This is a genomic window from Streptomyces sp. NPDC058373 (assembly GCF_042723275.1).
Taxonomy (GTDB): Bacteria; Actinomycetota; Actinomycetes; order Streptomycetales; family Streptomycetaceae; genus Streptomyces.
Map to the genome: position 1 here is coordinate 50,020 of NZ_JBHXJE010000029.1, position 23,664 is coordinate 73,683.

Sequence of the window (23,664 nt, forward strand, 5' to 3'; positions counted from 1 at the left end):
AGGCCCCCCGTCCGCGGACGGGGGGCCTTCTCTGCTGTGGCTGGGGCCGGGATCGAACCGGCGACCTATCGCTTTTCAGGCGATCGCTCGTACCAACTGAGCTACCCAGCCACGCGACCCCGAAGGGTCAGCGCGGTCCTGACGGGATTTGAACCCGCGGCCTCCACCTTGACAGGGTGGCGAGCACTCCAAACTGCTCCACAGGACCAGATGCGTGCGGGACGAGTCCCACACAGGTGTTGCGTGCCCCCAACGGGATTCGAACCCGTGCTACCGCCTTGAAAGGGCGGCGTCCTGGGCCACTAGACGATGAGGGCTAAGAGGCCCGCCTGGGCGCTGAGTCAGCGCGTCGGGGACGTGAGAAGCATATGGGATGGCAAGCCGGTTCGCCAAAACGCTTTTGCCCGCGCCTCCCGGTGCCGGTCCGGCTACCGGTTCGGCCGGGGTGTGGAGGGCTCGGGGGACGGGCTCTTCGAGCCGCCCGGCGAGGGCTTGGCGCCGGGCCGGTTCTCCTCCGGGAGGTGGCGGCTGACCTCGGCGGTGCTGAGGCCGAGGCCTCCGAGGCTTATCTCGTCCCACGCCTGGAGGCGCTTGGTGTCGCGGTCCAGGTAGAGCACCGAGGCCATCACCGGATCGGGGGTGTCCTGCTCGATGGCGCGCAGCCCGCTGCCGCCGGTGGAGCCCTCGATGCGCAGCCGGGTGCCGCCGGGCAGCATCTGGGTCTTGCGGTTGTGCAGGTGCCCGGCGAGGACCAGCGGCACCTCGCCGTCGGTCTCCTTGGCCGCGACCGGGTTGTGGGCGACGGCGATGTCGACCGGCGTCTTCGCCGCGGCCTGCCGCCGCAGTTCGGCGGCGAGCTTCATCCCGGCCGCCACCTCGCCCGGGTCGCCGGCCGCCTCCTGGCTGCGGTCCGGGGTGTACGCGGGGTCGCCGATCCCGGCTATCCGCAGGCCGCCGACGTTGACCGCCTCGCCGTCGTCGAGCACCCGGACGTTCTTGAACTTGCCGAGGTAGCGCTGGGTCTCGGCGGAGTCGTGGTTGCCGCGCACCCACACGTACGGCGCGTCGAGGCGGGCCACCGGGTCGAGGAAGGCGTTCTCGGCGGCCGACCCGTGGTCCATGGTGTCGCCGGAGTCGATGATCACGTCGATCTCGTACTGCTCGACCAGCGACTCGATGATGTGCCAGGCGGCCGGGTTGAGGTGGATGTCGGAGACGTGCAGGACGCGCAGCGTGCCGGGGTCCGGCTGGTACGCGGGGAGGGTGGAGGTGGCGTCGTAGAGCTTGGTCATGTTGGTGACCAGGCGGGCCAGCTCCTTCTGGTAGACGTCGAACTCGCTCACGATCGACCGGGCGTTGCCGACCACCGAGGGGGCGCTGGTCAGCAGCCCGGAGAACTTCGGCTCCAGGACCGACTTCGGGTTCCAGGTGGCGTACGCGGCGACGCCGCAGGAGGCGAGCAGGGCGAGCGAGAGGCCGCCGGCGGCCAGGGCGCGGCGGGGGCGGCGGTAGACGATCAGCCCGAGCGCGGTGGCGCCGACGACTACGGCGGCCACCGAGCGGACCGCGAGATCGAGGGTGCCGTCCTGGACGTCGGAGGCGACTTCGTCCTGGAGGCCGGAGAAGAGATCCGGGTTCTGTACGAGGGCGGCCGAGCGGACCGGGTCGAGGCGGTCCACGTCGACGTCGAGGCGGAGCGGCGCCACGTGCGAGTCGAGCTCCAGGGCGCCGAGCGGCGAGACGTTGATCTTGGTGCCGCCGGTGAGGGAGGGGCGCAGCGTCAGCCGGGTGTCCATCGGGCCGACGGGGGCGCGCACGCTGCCGACCGCGAGCAGGCCGAGCCAGGCGCCGAGCAGGACGACGGCGGTGAGGGTGGCCCAGCGCCGGAAGGGGCCCGGTTTCGGGCTCGGGGAGAGGAGGGGCGCGGTGCCGGTGGGTGCCTTGGGGGCGGAGTGTCCGGTGTGGGCCCGAGCCCGCCTGGGGGAGTCCTCCGTCGCATCGGCCATGCCGGGCGCCTTCCCATGGCGGTGCCGCGGCATGCCTCACGCCGGGCCCCGGCGGGGGTGTCGCGGGGGCCCGGCGAGGCGGGGCGGGGGCGGTGCGGCGTCGGCCGGGTGCGGTCAGCCCCAGCCGAGCTCGTGGAGGCGGTCGTCGTCGATACCGAAGTGGTGCGCGATCTCGTGGACGACGGTGACGGCGACCTCGTGCACGACCATCTCGGGCGTGTCGCAGTAGCGCAGGGTGGGCCCCATGTAGATGGAGATGCGGTCGGGCAGCACGCCCGCGTACCACTCGCCGCGCTCGGTCAGCGGGGTCCCCTCGTAGAGGCCGAGGAGTTCGGGGTCGGACGGGTCGGGTTCGTCCTCCACGAACACGGCGACGTTGTCCATCACGCGGGTCAGCTCGGGCGGGATCTGGTCGAGGGCCTGGCTCACCAGTTCCTCGAAGGCATCGCGAGTCATTTCCAGCACGCCGCCATTGTCGACCACCGGGCCGGTCTCCGTGTCCTGCGCGGCGCGACGGGAGTTGGGCAGGGGAGTTCCGCTCCGAACGCCGGGAGGCCCTGAAGTGCACCAGTTGTCCCGTCCCGTCCGTCTCCTCGCCGTCGCGGCCGCCGTCGCCTCGGCGACCGGATGCGTGAGTGTCGGCGAGGACGCCGACGACGCATCCCCCGTCTCCTCCTCGGCCTCCCCGAAGAGCGGCAAGGCGGCTCCCGACGGCGGTACGGAGCGCGGCACCGGCGGCAGCGGCTTCCACGGCGGCCACGGCGCCGGGCGAGGAGACGGGGCGGGGGCGGCGGGTGACGACGGGCGCGACGGCCGGGGCGAGGACGGAGGCCGCGGCCGGGCGCGGGACGGGAAGGCGGCCGAGCCGACCGACGACCCGTCCGGGCCCACGCCCTCGCCCCGGCCGCCCGGCGGAGGCGATCGCGGAGGTGATCCGGGACACGGTGACCCCGGCTCCGGCGACCCCGCGCCGACCCCGCCGAGGGGGCCCGGCCCCAAGCCCGACCCGACCACGCCGCCGCCTCAGGAGCCGGGCCCCGGCCCCGAACCGGGGCCGACGACGCCGCCGGAGGAGGAGCCCGGGGAGCCCGGCGGGGGGTCGCCTCCGCAGGTCCCGGACGACGACGGCCGGGGCGGGCCCGCGGGGACGCCTTCGATCTCCCGGCAGGCGTCGGAGCCGGCGCCTGCCGGGACGGTTCCGCAGGCGGAGGGCGTGGGGAACGGGGGGTGAGCTCGGCGGGCGAGGCGGTGCCGGGCTGCGCGGCCCGGGGCGGTGCGGGCACGGGGTCTGCGGGCTCGGTGCGGCAGTGCGCGCGCGGCGGGCGGGGCGGGCTTCGGGCGGGGGCCGAGTGAGGTGGGTAAGGGTGCCGCTGCGGGCCCGGCGGGGGGTGACGTACGGCTCCGGGCTGCGGGTTTGCCACGAAGGGGAAGGGGTGCGTATGGTGGTAGATCGTTTGATCCCATTTGCCCGGCGCACTGTTTCTCCCCGCTTTCATCCGAAGGGGAGGGGCCGACCAGCGCCGCGTGGCGCGTTCTCTTTTCCTAGCCGTGGCCGGACCGCACTGAGGCGGTCGATTGCGACTTCATCAAGTTGCGACTTCACGGAGTAATGGGCGCGTGCCGAGACTCCGGAAGGTTTCGCACTTCGCATGTCCGTTTCCAGCACTGACCACACCGTCCTGCCCGAGCAGTCTTCGCTGCGGCACGACGACATCCCGGCCGTAGAGGCCCTCACGGCCGAGGCGCCCGCCGCCGACGCCATCACCCCCGAGGCCGTCACGGCCGAGGTTCCCGTCGTCGACGAGCAGCCCGTGGCCGACGAGGCCGCGCAGGCCGACGCCGCCGGTGTCGACGCCGAGGCCGGCGCCGACGAGGCCGACTCCGAGGACGACGGCGTGACCTTCGCCTCGCTCGGTCTGCCCGAGGGCGTCGTCCGCAAGCTCGACCAGAACGGTGTGACCAAGCCCTTCCCGATCCAGGCCGCGACCATCCCGGACGCGCTGGCGGGCAAGGACATCCTCGGCCGCGGCCGTACCGGCTCCGGCAAGACCCTCTCCTTCGGTCTGCCGCTCCTCGCCACGCTGGCGGGCGGCCACACCGAGAAGAAGAAGCCGCGCGGCGTCATCCTGACCCCGACCCGCGAGCTGGCCATGCAGGTCGCCGACGCGCTCCAGCCGTACGGCGACGTCCTCGGCCTGCGCATGAAGGTCGTCTGCGGCGGCACCTCGATGGGCAACCAGATCTACGCCCTGGAGCGCGGTGTCGACATCCTCGTCGCCACCCCGGGCCGCCTGCGCGACATCATCAACCGCGGCGCCTGCTCCCTGGAGAACATCCAGATCGCCGTCCTCGACGAGGCCGACCAGATGTCGGACCTGGGCTTCATGCCCGAGGTCACCGAGCTGCTCGACCAGGTCCCCGAGGGCGGCCAGCGCATGCTGTTCTCGGCCACGATGGAGAACGAGATCTCCAGCCTGGTCAAGCGCTACCTGAAGAACCCGGTGAGCCACGAGGTCGACGCCGCCCAGGGCGCCGTCACCACGATGACCCACCACATCCTGATCGTGAAGCCGCGCGACAAGGCCCCCGTCACGGGCGCCATCGCCGCGCGCAAGGGCCGCACGATCATCTTCGTCCGCACCCAGCTCGGCGCCGACCGCGTCGCCGAGCAGCTGCGCGAGTCCGGCGTGAAGGCCGACGCACTGCACGGCGGCATGACCCAGGGCGCCCGTACGCGGACGCTGGCCGACTTCAAGGACGGCCACGTCAACGTCCTCGTCGCCACCGACGTCGCCGCCCGCGGCATCCACGTCGACGGCATCGACCTGGTCCTCAACGTCGACCCGGCCGGTGACCACAAGGACTACCTGCACCGCTCGGGCCGTACCGCCCGCGCCGGCCGCTCCGGCACCGTCGTGTCGCTGTCGCTGCCGCACCAGCGCCGCCAGATCTTCCGCCTCATGGAGGACGCCGGCGTCGACGCCACCCGCCACATCGTGGGCGGCAGCGGTGTCTTCGACCCGGAGGTCGCCGAGATCACCGGCGCCCGTTCGCTCACCGAGGTCCAGGCCGACTCGGCGGACAACGCCGCCAAGCAGGCCGAGCGTGAGGTCGGCGACCTCACCCGCCAGCTGGAGCGCGCCACCCGTCGCGCCGCCGAGCTGCGCGAGGAGGCCGAGCGGCTGACCGCGCGTGCCGCCCGCGAGCGCGGTGACGACCCCGAGGCCGCCGTGGCCGAGGTGACCGAGGCCGCCAAGGCCGAGGTCGCGGCCGAGGCCGAGGCGGCGCTCGCCGCCGAGGAGCGCGAGCGTGAGCGCGACCGTGGCAACTTCCGCCGGGACGACCGTGGTGACCGTGGCGGTGACCGTCGTGAGGGCGGTTTCCGTCGGGACGACCGTGGTGACCGTGGCGGCGACCGTGGTGGTTTCCGTCGCGACGACCGTGGTGGTGACCGTCGTGAGGGCGGTTTCCGTGGCGGTGACCGTCGTGAGGGTGGCTTCCGTCGGGACGACCGTGGTGACCGTGGCGGCGACCGTGGTGGTTTCCGTCGCGACGACCGTGGTGGAGACCGCCGTGAGGGGGGTTTCCGTCGGGACGACCGCGACGACCGCGGCGGCTTCCGTGGCGGTGACCGTCGTGAGGGTGGCTTCCGCCGGGACGACCGCCCGTCCGGCGGCCACCGTGGCAGCGACCGCCCGTTCAACCGCGACCGCCGCGACGACCGTCCCTCGGGCGGCCACCGTGGCAGCAGCGACCGTCCCTACGGCCGCCGTGACGACCACCGGGGCGGCCCGTCCTCCTCGTCCTCGTCGTCCTTCGGCCGCCGCGACGACAAGCCGCGCTGGAAGCGCAACGGCTGAGTCCTGCCGGTGATCCCGGCCGGGACCTGGTCCCGCCGGTGAGCCCACCGGACCTGGGCCCGTCCTCTCCTTCCACGGAGAGGGCGGGCTCTTCCGTTTCCCGCCTCCGGAGGTGCGGGGCAGTCCGGGCCTCCAGAGACGGGAGGGGCGGACTGCCGCGTCTCACCGCATGGCGCTCCAGCTCGGGGAGTCTCCACTCTCGTCACAAGATCAGCCCCTGTCGTCAGCATCTGCCATCACGCCTGGACGAGGCCGGAGTTGTCCGGCTCGGGAGGACCGGGCCGGCCCGGTCAGGAGAGGACCGGGCTGGTCGCGAGGGACCGGACTGAGACCGGGGCCAAGTGGGCCGTGATCCCCTCCGGGGCTCGGGGCAGGTCTCCGCGGAACCGGCGTCGGCGGCGGGCGGGCCTCCTGCCGCCTCCTGGGAGTCTGCGCTCAGGGCGGCGCGCCCGTGTGCGCCGGGTGGTGGGCGCGGCCCGGCCTGCGTGCTCGCCCTCGTCGCCGAACCGGAGTCGGCAGCGGACCTGCCCGGTGCGGTGCCACCGCCGGAGAGCGCGAGCCGAGCAACGCCGGCCACGCCTGCCCAGGCGTCAAGGCGGCGGTGAGGCGTCCTACGTGCCGGTGACGTCCGGTGCCGTCCAGGTCAGCGGAGGCGTCGCCGCCTACCGCGACGAGCAGGCGGACGGCCGGGGCGACGTCCGGACCGTCAACAGGAGCTGCGCCGCCAGCAGCTCGGCGGCTCGGTGGGCCCGTCCTCACCCCGCACGGCGCCCCTGCGGCGGGCGCCCCCGACTGGTGGGCCCGGACCGGCACCAAGGCCGGGCAGTAGGGCGCGGGCGAGAAGATCCGCACCGGGCGGAGGTCCTACGCCCATCTCCAGGGCGACCGGGGCCTCAGGGGCGACGGTATGGGTAACGTTCTCGCGTGGGGCAAAGCCTGGGGCGAGGCACGCGACAAGGTGCGGGGGAAGGACGGCACGCGGCTGATGAGCCGGGTCGTCGTGTTCACGGCGTGGGGCAGCAGCCGCGCCCAGGTCCTGGGCACGGGCCTCATGACGGTCGATGGCGGGAACGGCCTCCTGGTGGTCGACGACAAGGGCGGCGTGGAGCGCGAGACGGGTGATGGCGAGGCCTCCATCTCGTTCCGGACCGAGTTCGCGACGGGCTGGGCAGAGGTACAAGGGGGTCTCCCGACGGGCGGCGGCGGGGGCGCCCGGACCGGTGGCGCGAGCGGTCGGAGCACCGCCGTCGCACCGGCCACCCGGATCCGACGGGCCCGGCAGCCGATACCCCATCGGCTCTCAGCCACCGGCGGGCTATGCTCGGGTGTGCCGATCGGCAAGGGCCGTTAGCTCAATTGGCAGAGCAGTGGACTTTTAATCCATTGGTTGTGGGTTCGAGTCCCACACGGCCTACCGCTGGACACGCCTCCTCCCGGACCTTCGGGAGGAGGCGTTTCCGCTCCGGCGGGTCGCGTGCCCGAGCGACCCGGACGGGGCTGCTGGGGCGGCGGACCGGGGCCGGAAACCCCCTCGGGTCGACCGGGGCCGGGTGAGATGCCGGTGGCCGGTTTCGTGGTTGTGGAGGTGTGGACCGGATGAATCACGCGCAGATGGTGGCGCTGGGGCGGATGCTCCGGGTGCTCGGTGAATCGGGCGAGGAGCTGCGGGGCGATACGCCCGAAGAGGCGCTGCACGAGATCCGGGCCGACCTGAAGCGGGCGCTGGACCTGCTGGAGGAGTCCACCGGGCCGGCCCCCACCACGCGCTGCTCCCAGCACCCGTACGGGCCGGTGGACGCGGCCGCCCCCGACGGCTGCCTCCTCTGCGAGACGCGGCGCCGCTCGAACCACCGCTCCGCCTACCGCGACCGCTGGTCCGGCGGAGCCCCCGCCGACGAGCCGGGGGACCGCCCGCTGCCGGTGCCCTCGCGGTACGGCATCGCCGCCGACACCCCGGAGCCGATGGTCAGATGGCGCCCCGAGGCGTGGTCCGGACAGACCTGGCAGCTCTGCGGCACGCCCCGCCGGGACCAGCGCGAGGCGGAACTCTTCCTCGCCGCCTGCCGCCGCAAGGCCGACCGCGCGGCCGCCTACCGGCTGGTGCGGGAAAGCACCTCCTTCGAGGTCGTGCGGATGTGGGGCGAGCCGATCGTGGTCCGGCCGGAGGCGGGCGGCGGCTTCTAGGGGACGTCCGCAGAGTCCCGCACGGCGCCCATGGCACCCGGCCGGCACGCGCCCCCAAGCTCTCGGTTTCGCTCGGCAGGGAGGAGCCCGCTCCGCCGCACCGGACGAAACCACGAGTACGTCCAGGACACCCCCGAGGTCGGTACGGCTTCCGGGCGGAACCGGCTGCCTTGCCCGGGTCCGGGCAAGGGCAGGAGGGTTTTCCCGGCGCGAGGCGGTCGGCGTGGCCCGGTCGTGAGGCGGCGCCGAACGGTCCGACGGGCGAGGGCCGTGCCCGCCGGGGAGGACTCGGGCGACGGCTACCAGGCCATGTTTCAGGTTTGGTCATCTGCACGCGCCTTCACCGTGATGTCCAAGGTGTGGGGCGTGGGGATCTTTCTGATGCGCAGTGGTCGGTGCTGGAGTCGTTGTCGCCTGCGGTGGGTGTGAGTCACAGGTGGCCGGGCTGCCGACGGTTGGTGGACGGTGTCCGGTGGCGCGTGCGGACCGGGTGCGGTTTGAGGCGACGGTCCAGGTCGCAGCGACACACCGGTGGCTGTGACCCCGCCTGCTCTCCTGCGGTTGTCCTGACAGGCGGACCGATCGGTACGGCGAAGGGCGCTTCTCCTGGCATGGGGGCCGGACGGAGTGTCTCGGGTTGCACCTTCCGTAGCGGTAGGTGGTCCGGTGTACTCACACCCCGCCCCATCGAGGAAGGCCCCTACTCATGTTCTCCTCCTTCGTCGCGCCGCGCCAGGTCAAGATCGGTGACGCGGCGGCCTTCGTCGGCACCACACCGCGGGCGATCCGTCACTACCACGAGATCGGCCTGCTTCCCGAGCCCGTGCGGGGTGGCGACGACCGCCGCCGCTACGGCTACGAGGACAGGAAGGACGTGGGGCTGGAGCTGGGGAGCGCGGCGCCGGGGGAGTACTTCTACATGCGTGTAGAGATGAGGTAGATTCGACGGCGTCGGCGCCGCCACCCACGGCGCCCGGCGCAGGCGTGGCGGCTGCGAGTCGTACGACGGCACGCGGCCGGCCCCCCAGTCCGGCCGTCGCACCCCGCCCGCCCGCACCCGAAGGCCGTGCGGGGCGGCGGGCGCGGCCCCCAGGCATCAGCACGCAGGACGAACCGCAGAAGGAGAAGACCGTGGGCGTTTCCCTGGCCAAGGGCGGCAATGTCTCTCTCAGCAAGGAAGCCCCCGGGCTGACCGCGGTCCTTGTCGGGCTCGGCTGGGACGTCCGCACGACGACCGGCACCGACTACGACCTCGACGCCAGCGCCCTGCTCTGCGACGAGTCCGGCAAGGTCCTCTCCGACCAGCACTTCATCTTCTACAACAACCTGACCAGCCCCGACGGCTCCGTCGAGCACACCGGTGACAACCTCACCGGCGAGGGCGACGGCGACGACGAGGCCGTCAAGGTCAACCTCGCGACAGTCCCGCCGCAGGTCACCCGCATCGTCTTCCCCGTCTCCATCCACGACGCGGAGTCCCGCGGCCAGAGCTTCGGCCAGGTCCGGAACGCCTTCATCCGCGTGGTCAACCAGTCGGGCGGCGCCGAGATCGCGCGGTACGACCTGACCGAGGACGCCTCCACCGAGACCGCCATGGTCTTCGGCGAGCTCTACCGCCACGGCGCCGAGTGGAAGTTCCGCGCGGTCGGCCAGGGATACGCCTCGGGCCTGGCCGGGATCGCCCAGGACTTCGGCGTCAACGTCTGACCCGCCCCCCCCCGAACACCCGTCGCCCGGCCGGCAACCCAATCCCCCGGGCGGGCGACGGGCTCTTCCGACCCCCTTCTCCGTGCTCCGCGGTTGTGGTGAGTGCGGGGGAGGGGTGGTGTGTTGTGGGGGGGCGTGCGCCTGGCCGGCGTCTCATGCCCCGGCGCTCGGGCCGTCTGAGCTGTCTGCGCTGTGTGGCGTCTCCTGAGGCACGCCCGTGTCGACTGAGCCGCCGTCGCCGGCGCTGCTTGCGCTGTGGACGCGGGACGAGTCGGTTCGTGGGCCGCGAGGGCGGCCGGGCTGCGCGTGCGGAGGTGCCGATCGGCTCTTACGAAGGGCCCCTCTCGGCCCCGTGTGCGGCTCGTCGGCGCCGGTTGCCGCGTACCACGTGCCCCAGGCGCCACCCCCGCGTACGCCGGGCAGGCACAGAACCGCCTGATTCTTCGCGGGACGGGCCTGGCCCGTCGCGTCGCGGGCACACGCGCGGCAAGGGACCGGAGCGCTCGCCGCCGGTCCGCCGTCGGCGCGGCACGACGAGAACGAGAGGCGTGGCCCATGGAGATCTCCGGGATCATCAGCGCGATCGTCATCGGCATCGTCATCGGAGTCCTGGGACGCCTGGTCGTCCCCGGGCGCCAGCGCATCGGCCTGCTGCTGACCATCGTCGTCGGCATCGTGGCCGCGCTCGCCGGTACCCTCCTCGCCGCCCGGTTCGGCCTCGCCGAGACCAGGGGCGTCGACTGGGCCGAATGGGGTGTCCAGACCGCCCTGGCGGCGGTCGGTGTGGTCGCTCTCGACCGGGCCGCGGGCGGACGCCGCCGCCGGTGACCCCGCCGGACGGTCCGTTCCCAGCCGGGCCGTACGGGCCTCCGCTCGCCGCGTCCGCGGCGGGGGCCCGGGCAACGGGAGCAGGGGTGGCGCGAGGCAGGCTCAGGATGGCGTATAGTTGTGTTTACCGACGCGGGGTGGAGCAGCTCGGTAGCTCGCTGGGCTCATAACCCAGAGGTCGCAGGTTCAAATCCTGTCCCCGCTACTGAAGGGCGAAGGCCCGGATTCCTATCAACGGAATCCGGGCCTTCGTCGTATGCGCATGTCCGCGGCCGAGGCGTCCGGTGCCGTCGGGACGGCTTGCCCGGCCGGTACCCGTTCGGCCGCCGTCCGGTCGCCGCCGTACGGGGTGGACGGAAGTATGGGGGAAGCGCTGACGCGGGAGCGGGCGTGTCCGGGCCGGGCCGACCGGGGGCCGGCCGATGGGTCAGGAGACAGGCTGGTGGGGAAACGCGGTGACGCGGAGAACGAGACGGGGGAGCAGGGTGCCGACGGCGGGGCCGCGGAGGGAAGACCCGCGAAGAAGAGGGGCGGGGGCGAGCGCGACCCGCTCGGCAACTACAAGAGTGACCGCCGTACGAGGAGCAGGTCCCGCAGGCTGGTGCGGCTCCTCCCCGGGTTGCTGATCGTCGTCGGGATCGCCTTCGACGAGGCGGCGCCGCCCCGCTTCAACGCCAGCCCCCTCTACGCCGCGGCGCCGCTGATCGCCGCGCCGTTCTTCTCGCTCCACGGGACCCTGCTGACCGGGGGCGCCGCGCTCGCCGCGGTGGTCCTCCTCCAGTGGCAGGCCGGGACGCTGGGCGGGGTCGACTCGACCACCGAGCTGCTCACCGTCCTGACCTGCTCTCTCCTCGCCCTGCTCAGCAACCGCCTGGTCAGCCGAAGCGGGGAGGAACTCGCCACCGCCCGCAACATCGCCGAGGCCGCCCAGCGCGCCGTACTGCCCATCCCCGCCGAACGCATCGGCGGCTTCGACATCGCCGCCCGTTACGAGGCGGCGCAGGCCGACGCGCTCATCGGCGGCGACCTGTACGCCGTGCAGGAGACACCGCACGGGGTGCGGCTGCTCGTCGGCGACGTGCGCGGCAAGGGGCTCGGCGCGGTCGAGGCGGTCGCCGTGGTCATCGGCGCGTTCCGCGAGGCCGCGGAGCAGGAGTCGAGCCTGGAGATGGTCGCCCAGCGGCTCGAACGCGCTCTCGCCCGCGAGGGGGTGCGCCGGGAGGGGCTGGACCAGTTCGAAGGGTTCACCACCGCGCTGCTGGCCGAGATCCCGCCCGGCCAGTCGGTCGTCCGTACGGTCAACCGGGGGCACCCCGAGCCGCTGCTGCTCCACGGCGACGGACGGGTGGGGGTGCTGGTGCCGACTCAGCCCGCGCTGCCGCTCGGCATGGGGGACCTCGGCGTGTGGCCGGACCGGGCGGACGCCACGCCCTTCCCGGCCGGCGCCACCCTGCTGCTGTTCACCGACGGCCTGACGGAGGCACGGGACGGGCGCGGGGTCTTCTACGACCCGGTGGCGCGCCTGACGGGCCGTCGCTTCGACGCGCCCGACCACTTGCTGGAGACCCTCTCCGAGGAGGTACGCATGCACACCGGAGGCGGGCCTCAGGACGACATGGCCCTGCTGGCGCTGCGTCGGCCTTGAGCGGCACGGGCCGCAGTACCGGGCGCCGCAGTACCGGGCGCGGCGCGTCACCGCGGGTGAGCGCGCGGGCGCTCACCGCATAACAACTGACACACCGTCAGGTGGGGCTGTGGTGGTTCTGTGCAGGCGACTCGCCCGAATGCGCCCTCGGTGCCCCGGTACGTCCGGCCCCTGCGCCTCAACGATCACCCGGAACAGCTTGGAATCCGGCCCGGGTGTCTATTAACGTTCGATAACGCAGCGCGGTTGTCCCGGCCGTCACCCGAGACGGCTCCGCGCGCACGCGCCGAATCCCGTAGGGAACCGGGGAACCACTCCTTGGGGTGAATCGGACGCCTTTCGAGGCGCCCGTAGGAGACCTTCCTGCTCCGAACCCGTCAGCTAACCCGGTAGGCGAGAAGGAAGGAAAGGAGAGCGCCCGCGTGGCGTCGAACCGTCCTGCCCCTGAGGCCCTGTTCGTGCCGAACGACGAGGACCCGGTCACCGGTCCCACGGCTTACGGACCCGCCGGGGGAACCTGGGAGGAATGGAATCCCACCGAGGAGTCCATCCGGCCCGTCCGCGGCCGGCACCGTGTCGCGAAGCAGCGCGGCGGCGGCCTGGCCCGCTCCTCCACCGTCCTCGGCGTCGGCGTCATCGCCGCGGTGGGCGCCGGCGGTATCGCCACCGCCAAGGAGAAGCCCCCGGTCTCCATCTCCCTCCCCGACCTCTCCTCCGTCAAGGCCTCGCTCCCCGACGCCGATTCGCTGCCGGGCGTCGGCTCCCTTCTGGGCTCCGACTCGGACTCCGGTACGCAGGTCACGGCCAGCCCGCTCACCGGCGCGGGGGTGACCGTCGCCGACACCGAGCAGGGCACCACCGACGCCGGTGAGGCGCTGCGGGCCCGCATCATGGAGCAGGCCGAGTACCAGCGGGACCAGGCCGACCAGAGCGTCGCCCGGGCCGCCGAGCAGGCCGCCGCCGAGCAGGCCGCCACCGAGGCCGCGAAGGTCCAGGAGGCCGCCGAGAAGAAGCTGGCCGAGGAGGAGCGGAAGAAGGCCGAGGAGAAGCGGAAGAAGGCGGAGGCCGAACGCCTCGCCAAGCTCGCCGCCAGCTTCTCGCTCCCCACCACCTCCTACACCCTGACCTCGACCTACGGTCAGGCGGGCACCATGTGGTCCTCCGGCTACCACACAGGCCTCGACTTCGCGGCGCCCACCGGCACCCCCCTGAAGGCCATCCACTCCGGCACCATCAAGGAAGCGGGCTGGGCCGGGTCGTACGGCTACCGCACCATCCTGGAGCTGGAGGACGGCACCGAACTCTGGTACTCCCACCAGTCGTCGATGACGGTTGCGGCCGGCCAGAAGGTCACCACCGGCGACGTGATCGGCCGCGTCGGTGCCACCGGCAACGTCACCGGCCCGCACCTCCACCTGGAGGTCCACCCTGGCGGTGGCGACGGGGTCGACCCGCTCAGCTGGCTGCGGGGCAAGGGCCTCAGCATCTGACCATCCGAGGGCTGCCACGCGGACCGTAGGCGCAGCCGCGGGCGGCCCATCCGGCGACGGGCCGACTGCCGGGCCGTCGCCGGACCGCTGCCGTTCGGCCGTTTCGTGCTTCCGTGCGCTCCTTCGGCCTCCCTGTGTTCTCTGGACTCCCCGAGTCCATGGGTGGTGGCTGGGTGAGTCGCTGCCGTCGTCCCTCCTCTTGGTGCTCGGCGTTGCTCGGCCCGCGTGCTGACCTGGTGCGCGGACGCGGATCACCGGCCGTCTCCGGGGCGAGCGTGCGCCCCGGCCCGAGCGGAGCTGAACTCCGGCGGTCCTGACGGTTACCCCCCGACGTCAGGGCCGTCGGACCTGCCAGATCCCCTTTCGGGGGCGAGGGTCCTCTTGGCGGGCCGGGGGCGCGCCGAGAACGCACGGCCCTGCCAGGAATGCGGGTCCGGATCCGTGTGTTGATCTCTCCATGACCTCTCTTCGGCCCTTCGGCAACTCTGATCTCGACGTCTTCCCGCTGGCCCTCGGTGGCAACGTCTTCGGCTGGACTGCGGACGAGGCGCAGTCCTTCGCGGTCCTCGACGCCTACGCCGCCGCGGGCGGCAACTTCATCGACAGCGCGGACACGTACTCCTCCTGGGTGCCGGGGAACGAGGGCGGTGAGTCCGAGACCGTGATCGGCAGGTGGCTGGCCTCGCGGGACAACCGCGACCAGGTCGTCCTGACCACCAAGGTCGGCAGCCACCCCAAGTTCCAGGGCCTCTCCGCCGCCAACGTGAAGGCGGCGGCCGAGGAGTCGCTCCGGCGGCTCGGCACCGACCGGATCGACCTGTACTACACCCACTTCGACGACCCCTCCGTGCCTGTCGAGGAGATCATCACCGCCCTTGACGACCTGGTGAAGGCGGGCAAGGTGCGGGCCATCGCCGCCTCCAACATCAGCCCCGAACGCCTGCAGGAATCCCTCGACTTCTCTGACCGCGAGGGCCTGGCCCGCTACGTAGCCCTCCAGCCGCACTACAACCTCGTCTCCCGTGACACCTACGAAGGGCCCCTCCAGCAGGTCGCGTCCCGTGCGGGGCTCGCGGCCGTGCCGTACTACGCCCTCGCCTCCGGCTTCCTGACGGGCAAGTACCGCCCGGGCACCTCCGTGGACAGCGCCCGTGCCGCCGGCGCCGAGAAGCACCTGGAGACCGAGCGCGGCCGGAAGGTGCTGGCCGCTCTGGACACCGTCGCCGAGGCGCACGGCGTCGAGTTGGCCTCGGTGGCCCTCGCCTGGCTCGCCGCGCGCCCCACCGTGGCCGCGCCCATCGCCAGCGCCCGCACCGTGGAACAGCTGCCGGCGTTGCTGGCCGTCGCCGACCTGACGCTCACCGAGGAGGAGCTGAGCCTGCTCACGGTCGCGTCGGCCTGACCGTCCGGCGCCGAGGGCGGCAGAACGGAACGGCTACCGCGGTGGCTGCGGTTGCGGGGGTACGGGCGGCGGCTGGGGTATGTGCGGCGGGGCGTAGGGCCAGGCGTGCGGTGGCGGGTACCCCGGGTACCCGGCCGGCGCCGGGCCTTGCGGCCGGGCCGCCGTCTGCCCCGGCCAGGCCCCGCCCCACGGAGCCGGGCCGTACCCAGGTGGTGCGTACGGCCCGCCCCAGCCGCCGTGCTGCGGGGGCAGCCACATCGCGGGGGGCCGGGGTGCCAGCAGGCGGGCGGCGTGGAACTGGGCCGGGCGGACGGCTTCCCGGCGCTCCCAGAGGGAGTTGAGCAGAGCCCGCTCGCGGTCCACGAAGTCGGCCTCGGCCTGGCCCCGCTCGCCGCTTCGGCGCAGCAGCGCCAGGGTGGTCGCGTCGCGCTGGTAGGCGGCCAGGGCGCGGACCGCTTTCCGTCCGCCGGAGCGCCGGGCGTGGTCGCGGGCGAGGTGGCGGGCGTTCATCGTGCCCAGTGCGGCCGGTTCGGTCGGGGCGAGCCAGCCCGCGGCCACGTACGCGGGGAGGTAGGTGCGGACGGCGCGCAGGACGTCGGCGCGGGACCACACCAGCAGCCAGACGGAGAGGCCGAAGACCGGCACCATCACCACCGCGTAGACGGTGATGAAGCCGAAGGGGCCCATCAGCGTCGCCGAGCCGTTCCACAGGCCGTGCATGCCCATGGAGAGCAGCAGGCCGAGCAGGGGCAGCAGGACCCGGCGCAGCCGCCGGCGGCTCCCGGCCCGTGCGGCCAGGCCGAAGCCGATGCCGGTGAGCAAGGTGAAGAGCGGGTGGGCGAAGGGGGAGAGCACGATCCGGACGAAGAAGGTGGCGGCGGTGACCGAGGCCATGCCGGTGTCACCGCTCAACTGGTCGCGGCCGAAGGCGTTCCCGAGGTAGAGGATGTTCTCGGTGAAGGCGAAGCCCGCGCCGGTGAGGCAGGCCGTCACGGCGCCGTCCAGCAGGCCTCGGAAGTGCTGCCTGCGGAAGAGGAAGATCAGGAGCACGGAGAGCGCCTTGGCCGACTCCTCGACGACGGGTGCGACGTAGGTGGCGCCGACGGCGTCGGGCTTCAGCGGCTCGCTGCCGCCGGTGAAGGGTTCCAGGGTGGAGCCGACGAGCCATTCGGTGGCCAGGGTGTTGGCGACGATGGCGATCAGCGCGGCCGCGCAGGCTCCCCAGGCGAAGCAGAAGACCAAGTTCCGCCATGGACCCGGCTCGACCGCCTCCACCCAGCGGAAGACCGCGAGCAACAGTGGCACCGGCAGCAGGGCCAGGCCGAGGCCGACGAGGAAGCCGTGCGTGCCCGTCTGCTCGCGGACCAGGGCGAGGATGATGCCGCCCGACACGGTGAGCAGGCCGACCAGCAGCCCCACCCGGACGCCGTGCCGCTGCCACCAGCGCATGCGGGGAAGCGCGGCCGGATACGGGGGCATCGGCGGCGGAGGCCGCAGCGGACCACCGGGGCCGGTGCCCTCGGGTCCGGCGCCGTGCGGCTGCTCGGGCTGCGAGGCCGAGTACGACGGGCTGTTGATCACGAGAACGACCCTAACCAGTCCTCAGGGGGCTGATTAGACCGGACGAGTGAAAAAGGCCCCACCGTTCGTTGCCGGAATTTCTCGCGCTATGCCCCGGTGGCGTCCATTCCGGTCCCCTGCCTCATCCGTGAGCGGCCGTCCCGGCCTCACCCGCGGCCGACGTTCGGCCCGTGATCCGCCACGGCCCCCGGGCCGGCGGGTCAGCCCGCGGCCGGCCCCGCCACCCTGCGGAACAGCAGGTCGTGCACGACGTGCCCCTTGTCGAGGCCCTGTCCCTCGAAGCGGGTGTGCGGCCGGAAGGCGGGCCGGGGGGCGTAACCGTGCCGCACCACGCCGTCCGTCCCCTCCACCGCGGGCCCGGGCTCCGTGACGGTGTTCTCGTAGGCGGGGTGGGCGCTGAGCACGTCGTGCATCTGTTCGGCGTACGGCTCCCAGTCGGTGGCGCAGTGCAGGACGGCGCCGGGCGCGAGCCGGGTGGCCGCCAGGGTCAGGAACTCCGGCTGGATCAGGCGCCGCTTGTGGTGGCGGGTTTTCGGCCAGGGGTCGGGGAAGTAGACGCGGAGGCCGGCCAGCGCGTCGGGCGCGAGCATCTCGCGGAGCAGGATGATCGCGTCGCCGTTGGCCACGCGGACGTTGTCGAGGCCCTGCTGGTCGGCGAGGTTGAGCAGGTTGCCCTGGCCGGGGGTGTGCACGTCGACGGCGAGGATGCCCGTGTCGGGGTCGTCCGCGGCCATCCGCGCGGTCGCCTCCCCCATGCCGAAGCCGATCTCCAGGACCACCGGCCGCCCGCCGAACAGCTCGCCGAGGTCGAGCACCCGCTGCCCGTCCACGTCGATGCCCCAGGCCGGCCAGAGCCGCCGCAGTGCCTCGCCCTGGCCGGTGGTGACGCGGCTGCGACGCGGCTGGAAGCTGCGGATGCGGCGCTCGAAGTGGGAGCCGGCCGGGTCCGCCGCGGGGCCGGCGCCGTCGGCGAACATCCGGGTGCGCTCCGGCCTCGTCGCAGAGGTGCGGGCGCTGCGGGGCGGCGCGGGGGCCGGGGAGGCGGCTGCGGGGGCCGGGGGCTGGGGCGCGTTCTGGTTGCTCACGGGACTCGGAACCGCATTTCGGCGTACGGGGACGGGGATGTCCGCCGGGCACGGCTGAGGCGGCCCGGCGCGGGGAGGCGGGGCACGAGAGGGTCCGCGCCCTGCGCCCCCGAGGGAGCGGATCACGGGACGGTGCCGCCGCCACGCCCTCCAGTCTACGGAGCCGGGCGCGAAGCCGGCCGCGACCGTGAGGACCCGGAGCCGTCCGGCCGGGCCCGGGGTCACGCCCGCCCCAGCACCGCCAGGGCTCGCCGCGCCACCTCGCGGCCGATCGGCAGGGAGGCGGTGGCGGCGGGGGAGGGGGCGTTGAGGACGTGGACGGTGCTGGGCCCCTCGCGGATGAGGAAGTCGTCGACGAGCGTGCCGTCGCGCAGCACTGCCTGGGCCCGCACCCCGGCGGGCGCCCGCACCAGGTCGCTCTCGCGCACGGCGGGCAGCAGCCTGCGCACCGCCCGGGTGAACGCCTCCTTCGACAGCGAGCGGCTCATCTCGCCGAGGCCGTACCCCGCGTGGCGGCGGGCGAGGTGCCAGAAGCCGGGCCAGGCGAGGGTCGAGGCCAGGTCGGCGGGGCGCACCACCGGCCAGGAGTAGCCCTCGCGGGCGCCCGCCGGCACGGCGTTCGGGCCGACGTGCACGCCGCCGTCCACGCCGCGGGTCAGGTGGACGCCGAGGAAGGGGAAGGCGGGGTCGGGGACCGGGTAGACCAGGCCGCGGACCAGCTCGGGCCGGGCCAGCTCGTAGTACTCGCCCCGGAACGGGACGATCCGCATCTGCGGGTCGTCGCCCGACAGCCGGGCGACGCGGTCGCAGTGCAGGCCCGCGCAGTTCACCAGTGCGCGGCCGCGCACCACCGAGCCGTCCTTGGTGCGCACGGCCACACCCCGGCCGAGGCGGCGGGATATGAGGTCGGCCTCCGCGCCGTACCGGATGTCTGCCTTGGACGACTCGGCGAGTGCGCGGGCCACCGCGCCGTAGTCGCAGACGCCGGTGGTGGCGACGTGGATGGCGGCGAGGCCGCGCACCTCGGGCTCGTACTCGGGAATCTGGGAGGGGCCCAGCTCGCGCACCGGGATGCCGTTCTCCCGGCCGCGCTGGACCAGGGCGTGCAGGCGGGGCAGCTCCTCGCGGCCGGTGGCGACGATCAGCTTGCCGGTGACCTGGTGCGGCACGCCGTGCTCCGCGCAGAACCGGACCATCTCGGCGGCGCCGCGCGTCGCGTACCGCGCCTTGAGGGAGCCGGGGCGGTAGTAGACACCGCTGTGGATCACTCCGCTGTTGCGCCCGGTCTGGTGCCGGGCCGGGCCCGGCTCCTTCTCCAGCACCGTGACGCGGATGCCGGGGCGCTGCCGGGACAGCGCGTACGCCGTCGACAGCCCGACGATTCCGCCGCCGATCACCACCACGTCGCAGTCGTCCCGCACGCGCACCACCTCCCGGCCCCGATAGTGGCCTGCGCCTCTGACACCGACCTCAAACCCGTCACCCGATGATCATGGGGGTGAGGGGGCGTCCGGGCAGTGGTGACGGCCACATCGAGCGCGCCGGGGCGCCGCCGGTCCGCGTGGCGAGGACCCGGCGGCGCGACCGAGCCAGGCGCCGCCCGCCCGGCACACGCCCGGCGGGCTCGCGCCGTCCTACGCCGGTGCCGTCAGCAGCGGCCGGGCCCGCTCCCGCAGCTCCACCACGCGCGGCTCGTCGCCGTACGGCTCCAGGCGGTGCAGCAGGTCGCGGACGTACTCCGTGGTGCGGGCGGAGGAGATCCGGCCGGCCACCTCCAGGGCGCGGACGCCCTGCTCGCAGGCGGCGTCGAGGTTGCCCGACTCCAGTTCGGCGACGGCGGAAACGATCAGCCGCAGACCGTGCGAGCGGACGAACTCGTCGGTCGGCTGGGAGAGCGCCTGCTCGGTGAAGCGCCTGACCTGGCGCGGCGCCTTCAGGTCGCGATAGCACTCGGCGGCGTCGGCCGCGAACCGGTCGTAGGTGTAGAAGCCGAGCCACTGCGGGTCGGCGTCGCCGTCCCTGGCCCGCTCCAGCCAGCCCTCCGCCGCGCGCAGGGCGGCGCCCGCGGCCTGCGCGTCCCCCGCCCGGGCGTGCGCCCGCGCCTCGACCAGCCGGAAGAAGCTCATGGTGCGCGCCGTCGCGAGCCCCCTGTTGCGCTCCACCGCGGCCTGCGCGAGGTCCACGCCTTCGTCGCCGAAGCCCCGGTAGGTCGACTGCAGGGACATCGTCGCCAGCACGTATCCACCGAGCGGGACGTCGGCCGCCGCCCTGGCCAGCCGCAGTGCCTGGATGTAGTACCGCTGCGCCGCCTCCTGCTGGCCGGTGTCGAAGGCCATCCACCCGGCCAGCCGGGTCAGTTCGGCGCTGGCGCCGAAGAGGGCGCGGCCGACCTCGTCGGAGTACGAACCGAGCAGCAGCGGCGCGGCCTCGACCCGCAGGCACTCCGGGACCATCGAGGAGCGCCAGTCGCCGCCGCCGTACTTGGAGTCCCAGCGGCGCGCGTCCTCCGCCGCCTCCTTGAGTTTGCGGACGTCCGCGTGGCCGACCCTCTGCCGGGGGGAGCCGCCCTCCGAGGGGGCGGCCTCCCGCGCGACCGAGGAGTCGGCCGGGGTTATCAGCCAACGTGACGCGGGGGTCGCGTAGGCGCTCACGGCGAAGGAACCGGCCAGCGACTGCCAGATTCCGCCACCGGCGCGCCGGCCCGCGAGATCCAGCCGGTACAGCTCGGTGGCCGACTTCACCGCCGCCCCCACGTCGCGCGGGAAGGCCAGACCCACCTCCGGCGCCGGGTCGGCGTCGGCCAGCCCGATCTCGTGCAGCGGCACCGGGCGGCCGAGCTTCTGCCCGATGGCGGCCGCGATCAGATGGGGCGCGGCGCCCTGCGGCACCATCCCCTTGGACACCCAACGGGCGACCGAGGTCTTGTCGTACCGCAGCGTCAGTCCCCGCTGCGCACCGAGGTCGTTGACCCGGCGTGCCAACCCGGCATTGCTCATTCCCGCGAGGGCGAGAACGGTGCCGAGTTTCTCGTTCGGCCCGCGTTGCTCCCTGGACATGCGCCACCCCTCGACACAGACGGCTGCCGGGGCGCGGCATAGGCGTCCGGCATTCGTAAACCCAGCGTAGTTCGCCGCATCCCAAGCGTTAAGGGGCATAGTTCCGGTTGGCGGGATTGTGGCCGGTGCTCAGCGGGCGCGCGGACGGAGTGTGCTCCGGGCGTGTGGCCGTGCGCCCGGCCGTGCGCCTTACTCCGGCCAGCGGGAGAGCGTTTCCATGGGCGATGCGTGGGTCGGCCCGCTGACACCGCTTTCAGTGGGCTGGGGGACACCGTCGCCTTCATCCCCGCGGGCGACGGGACGGTCCGGGAGGCTCTCGGCGCCTCCCGGACCGCACGACACGCCGCGCGGGGTGACCGGTCTCGTAGACCGGTTCGAAATGGCCGGAACCCGATGGTTGCCCCGCCGCATCCAGGTCCGGGACCCGGCGACGGCCCAACTGGCTCTTGCCAGGGGCGCATTCGGCATGGCGGGAGCGCCACCGCAAGCGCTCCCGCGCGCCTCCTTCGTGGCAGCATGGTGCTCATACCGTGGGCGTTTCCCCGCGGCACCCTGTTCTGTCCACAGCCTGTGGAGGCCGTATGCGGTGGTTGGTGGGGTGGAGCAGCGCCTCCACCGGACTCCGTCCGCGCCAGGCCGCGCCCGGCCCGCCACCTCCCGCGACCTACGGCACCGCCCCGGACGGCACCGGCCTCGGGTACGGGACGTACGCCCCCGAGCCTGGCGCGGGCCCCTTCGGCGCGGGCACTGAGCCCTTCGGCGCGGGCGCCGAGTCTGTCGGCATCGACGACGAGGACGGCGGCCTGCTCACGCCGGTCGGCGCCCGGCTGCTCTGGGGCGGCCCCGATCCGTTGTGGGCGGTCGGCGACTGGCGCCCCGACGAGATCCGCGTCGTCCGCGCCGACGCCGACACCCGCATCGCCGTCCTCGGCACCTGCGCCGCCACCGACGAACAGCTCCGCGTCGGCCTCTTCGCCGCCCGCGGCGGCGCCCTGCGCCACCTCACCGCCTGGCCCGGCAGCTACACCGCGGTCGTCCACGCCGGGCGGCGCACCACCGTCCTCGGCGACCTCGCCGGCGCACGCCCCGTCTTCCACACCCCGTGGGCGCACGGCACCGCGTACGCCACCGCCGCCCTGCCGCTGGCCGACCTCATCGGCGCCCCGCTCGACATCGGCCACCTCGCGGCCCTCCTCGCCCTGCCCGACGTCCCCGAGGCCGTCCACGACACCACCCCCTTCCTCGGCGTCCACCGCATTCCGCCGGGCCACGCCCTCATCCTGCGCAACGGCGCCCGCGAGATCGCCGGATACGAACCGGTCGCCTCGCTCGCCGTCGCGGCCCCGGCCGCCGACGCGGAGAGCGCCGTCGACGGGGTCCGCGACGCCCTGGTGGAAGCGGTACGCGCCCGCCTCGACGCCCCCCGGCACGTCCCCGCCTTCGACGCCGACCCCGGCCCGGTCCCCGGCATGGGCCCGCACGAGCGGCGCGCCGCCCGCGGCCTGCCCGCCCCCGGCATGGGTGCCGACCTCTCCGGAGGCCCCGCCTCCGCCACGCTGGCGCTGCTCGCGGCGGGGCTGCCCGGCCTGCCCGGCACCGTCCTCGGCCACGGCTCCGGCGCCGGGGAGCGGCTGCGCGCCCTCACCTTCAACGACCTCTCCGCACCCGGCTCCGGCGCCGAGACGGAGCGGGCGGCGGGCCTCGCGGCCGACCCGCGGCTGCACCACGTCGTCGTCACCGGCGCCGAGGACGCGCTGCCCTTCGCCGAACTCGACGGGCCCCTCACCGACGAGCCCGGCCCCACCCTCGCCGTCGCCGCGCGCCACCGGCTGCGCCTCCAGTCCGGCAGCGCCGACCACCTCACCGGGCACGGCGCCCGGCAGGTCCTCGACGCCCACCCGGCGCGCCTCGCCGACCTCCTGATGGACCGCCGCAGACGCAACCTGGTCCGCCCGGTCGCCGCCCTGACCCGCGCCGACGGCTCCGCCACCGTCCCCGCGCGCGTCTACGCCGCCGCCCGCCGCCTGGCCAGGACGCCTTACCGGGTCGGCATCGAGGCGGCCGCCGACCGCCTGCTGCACCGCACCTTCGACGAGGCGCCCGGCGCTGTCGGCGCCTCCCTCGCCGCCCTCACCTGGGCCAGACCCGGCCCCGCCGCCCGCTGGCTCACCGGCGAGGCCCTCGCTGAAGTGTCGTTCCGCCTCGCCGACGCCGCCGCCCGTCCCGGCCCCGGTCCCGGGCAGCGCCCCGGCGAGTTCCGCGCCCGGGCCGCGCTGGCCCGCCGCGCCGCCGACCTCCGCGTCCTCGAACAGGCCGCCGAGGTCCGCTTCCAGCGCCTGCACACCCCGTACCTCGACAACCAGGTCGTCCGCGCCTGCCGCGCGCTCCCCGAATCACTCCGGGTACGCCCCGGCGCCCGCGCCGACGTGCTGCGTACGGTGCTCGAAGGGGCCGGGGTCACCGAGCTTCCGGAGGGCTGGGGGGCACCGGAGCCGGGTGCCGCGGCGACCGCCGCCCGGACCGGGCTGCGGGTGGCCATGGCCGAACTGGTCGCCCTCTTCGACACGCCCTTCCTCGCTCAGACCGGGCTGGTCGAGGCGCGTGTCGTGCGGCGCGCGCTGCGGGCCGCCGCCGACGGGGACCCGCTGCCCGTCGACGGGCTCACCCAGCTCGTCTCCGTGGAGCTGTGGCTGCGGCGGCTCGCCACCCGCCGGGGCTCCTGCTGGACCGGGACCTCGCCGCGGCGTCAGCGGGCCGTGCCCGAGGGGATCGCCCCGGCGCAGCGCGGCGCGCTCGGCGCCGCCGGGCGCGGCTGACCGG

At 74.1% G+C, this 23,664-nt stretch carries 16 protein-coding genes, 5 tRNA genes, 1 pseudogene and 1 riboswitch; of the genes and pseudogenes, 13 read left to right on the forward strand and 9 right to left on the reverse strand.

Features of this window, described 5'->3' with window-relative positions:
- Positions 1-37: 37 nt before the first annotated feature.
- From ACFWMZ_RS17720 to ACFWMZ_RS17740, 5 genes are all read right to left on the reverse strand, one after another.
- Positions 38-111 (reverse strand) — tRNA-Phe (locus ACFWMZ_RS17720).
- A gap of 22 nt (positions 112-133) precedes the next feature.
- Positions 134-208, reverse strand: a tRNA-Asp gene (locus ACFWMZ_RS17725).
- A 36-nt stretch (positions 209-244) separates the two neighbouring features.
- Positions 245-317 (reverse strand) — tRNA-Glu (locus ACFWMZ_RS17730).
- Positions 318-428: 111 nt separating this feature from the next.
- Positions 429-2,006 (reverse strand): metallophosphoesterase, encoded by a 1,578-nt coding sequence (locus ACFWMZ_RS17735; protein ID WP_383181287.1) that lies wholly within the window; start codon positions 2,004-2,006, stop codon positions 429-431.
- Positions 2,007-2,120: 114 nt separating this feature from the next.
- On the reverse strand, positions 2,121-2,471 hold the full coding sequence (locus ACFWMZ_RS17740; RefSeq protein ID WP_383181284.1) for a metallopeptidase family protein: 351 nt from the start codon (positions 2,469-2,471) through the stop codon (positions 2,121-2,123).
- 97 nt (positions 2,472-2,568) lie between these two features.
- On the opposite strand from ACFWMZ_RS17740, the gene ACFWMZ_RS17745 reads away from it, so the two are divergent.
- From ACFWMZ_RS17745 to ACFWMZ_RS17800, 12 genes and pseudogenes are all read left to right on the forward strand, one after another.
- On the forward strand, positions 2,569-3,237 hold the full coding sequence (locus ACFWMZ_RS17745; RefSeq protein ID WP_383202509.1) for a hypothetical protein: 669 nt from the start codon (positions 2,569-2,571) through the stop codon (positions 3,235-3,237).
- 418 nt (positions 3,238-3,655) lie between these two features.
- Complete coding sequence (locus ACFWMZ_RS17750; RefSeq protein WP_383202512.1) at positions 3,656-5,866, forward strand: DEAD/DEAH box helicase; 2,211 nt, start codon at positions 3,656-3,658, stop codon at positions 5,864-5,866.
- A 907-nt stretch (positions 5,867-6,773) separates the two neighbouring features.
- Positions 6,774-7,217: a hypothetical protein gene (locus tag ACFWMZ_RS17755; protein ID WP_383202515.1), complete on the forward strand. Its 444-nt coding sequence runs from the start codon at positions 6,774-6,776 to the stop codon at positions 7,215-7,217.
- Positions 7,208-7,280: transfer RNA gene (locus ACFWMZ_RS17760), tRNA-Lys, on the forward strand. Before ACFWMZ_RS17755 ends, ACFWMZ_RS17760 begins: the two co-directional genes overlap by 10 nt.
- Positions 7,281-7,462: 182 nt before the next feature.
- Entirely contained in the window at positions 7,463-8,050 is a 588-nt protein-coding gene (locus tag ACFWMZ_RS17765) for a hypothetical protein (RefSeq protein WP_383181273.1), read from the forward strand.
- A gap of 706 nt (positions 8,051-8,756) precedes the next feature.
- Positions 8,757-8,915 (forward strand): annotated as a pseudogene (locus ACFWMZ_RS17770) (MerR family transcriptional regulator); the annotation flags it as partial.
- Between the two features lie 266 nt (positions 8,916-9,181).
- Entirely contained in the window at positions 9,182-9,757 is a 576-nt protein-coding gene (locus tag ACFWMZ_RS17775; RefSeq protein ID WP_383181264.1) for a TerD family protein, read from the forward strand.
- A 555-nt stretch (positions 9,758-10,312) separates the two neighbouring features.
- Entirely contained in the window at positions 10,313-10,585 is a 273-nt protein-coding gene (locus tag ACFWMZ_RS17780) for a GlsB/YeaQ/YmgE family stress response membrane protein (RefSeq protein ID WP_383202518.1), read from the forward strand.
- 131 nt (positions 10,586-10,716) lie between these two features.
- Positions 10,717-10,790, forward strand: a tRNA-Met gene (locus ACFWMZ_RS17785).
- 237 nt (positions 10,791-11,027) lie between these two features.
- Positions 11,028-12,230 carry a PP2C family protein-serine/threonine phosphatase gene (locus ACFWMZ_RS17790; protein ID WP_383202521.1) on the forward strand — a complete coding sequence of 401 codons (1,203 nt, stop codon included), beginning with the start codon at positions 11,028-11,030 and terminating at the stop codon, positions 12,228-12,230.
- A 274-nt stretch (positions 12,231-12,504) separates the two neighbouring features.
- A riboswitch (cyclic di-AMP (ydaO/yuaA leader) is annotated at positions 12,505-12,641 on the forward strand.
- An 11-nt stretch (positions 12,642-12,652) separates the two neighbouring features.
- Entirely contained in the window at positions 12,653-13,720 is a 1,068-nt protein-coding gene (locus ACFWMZ_RS17795; protein WP_383181255.1) for a M23 family metallopeptidase, read from the forward strand.
- Positions 13,721-14,177: 457 nt separating this feature from the next.
- Positions 14,178-15,122 carry an aldo/keto reductase gene (locus tag ACFWMZ_RS17800; protein ID WP_383202524.1) on the forward strand — a complete coding sequence of 315 codons (945 nt, stop codon included), beginning with the start codon at positions 14,178-14,180 and terminating at the stop codon, positions 15,120-15,122.
- Positions 15,123-15,155: 33 nt separating this feature from the next.
- Here the strand turns inward: ACFWMZ_RS17800 and ACFWMZ_RS17805 are convergent, their stop codons facing one another.
- The 4 genes from ACFWMZ_RS17805 to ACFWMZ_RS17820 all read right to left on the reverse strand — a co-directional run bounded on the left by ACFWMZ_RS17805 (position 15,156) and on the right by ACFWMZ_RS17820 (position 20,844).
- Entirely contained in the window at positions 15,156-16,703 is a 1,548-nt protein-coding gene (locus ACFWMZ_RS17805; RefSeq protein WP_383202527.1) for a PrsW family intramembrane metalloprotease, read from the reverse strand.
- Positions 16,704-16,903: 200 nt separating this feature from the next.
- Complete coding sequence (trmB, locus tag ACFWMZ_RS17810; RefSeq protein WP_383202530.1) at positions 16,904-17,788, reverse strand: tRNA (guanosine(46)-N7)-methyltransferase TrmB; 885 nt, start codon at positions 17,786-17,788, stop codon at positions 16,904-16,906.
- Between the two features lie 221 nt (positions 17,789-18,009).
- Complete coding sequence (lhgO, locus tag ACFWMZ_RS17815; RefSeq protein ID WP_383181243.1) at positions 18,010-19,209, reverse strand: L-2-hydroxyglutarate oxidase; 1,200 nt, start codon at positions 19,207-19,209, stop codon at positions 18,010-18,012.
- Positions 19,210-19,422: 213 nt separating this feature from the next.
- Entirely contained in the window at positions 19,423-20,844 is a 1,422-nt protein-coding gene (locus ACFWMZ_RS17820; RefSeq protein WP_383181240.1) for an MFS transporter, read from the reverse strand.
- 581 nt (positions 20,845-21,425) lie between these two features.
- Between ACFWMZ_RS17820 and ACFWMZ_RS17825 the strand changes: the two genes are divergently transcribed.
- Positions 21,426-23,660 carry an asparagine synthase-related protein gene (locus ACFWMZ_RS17825; protein WP_383181237.1) on the forward strand — a complete coding sequence of 745 codons (2,235 nt, stop codon included), beginning with the start codon at positions 21,426-21,428 and terminating at the stop codon, positions 23,658-23,660.
- The last annotated feature ends 4 nt before the right edge of the window (positions 23,661-23,664 follow it).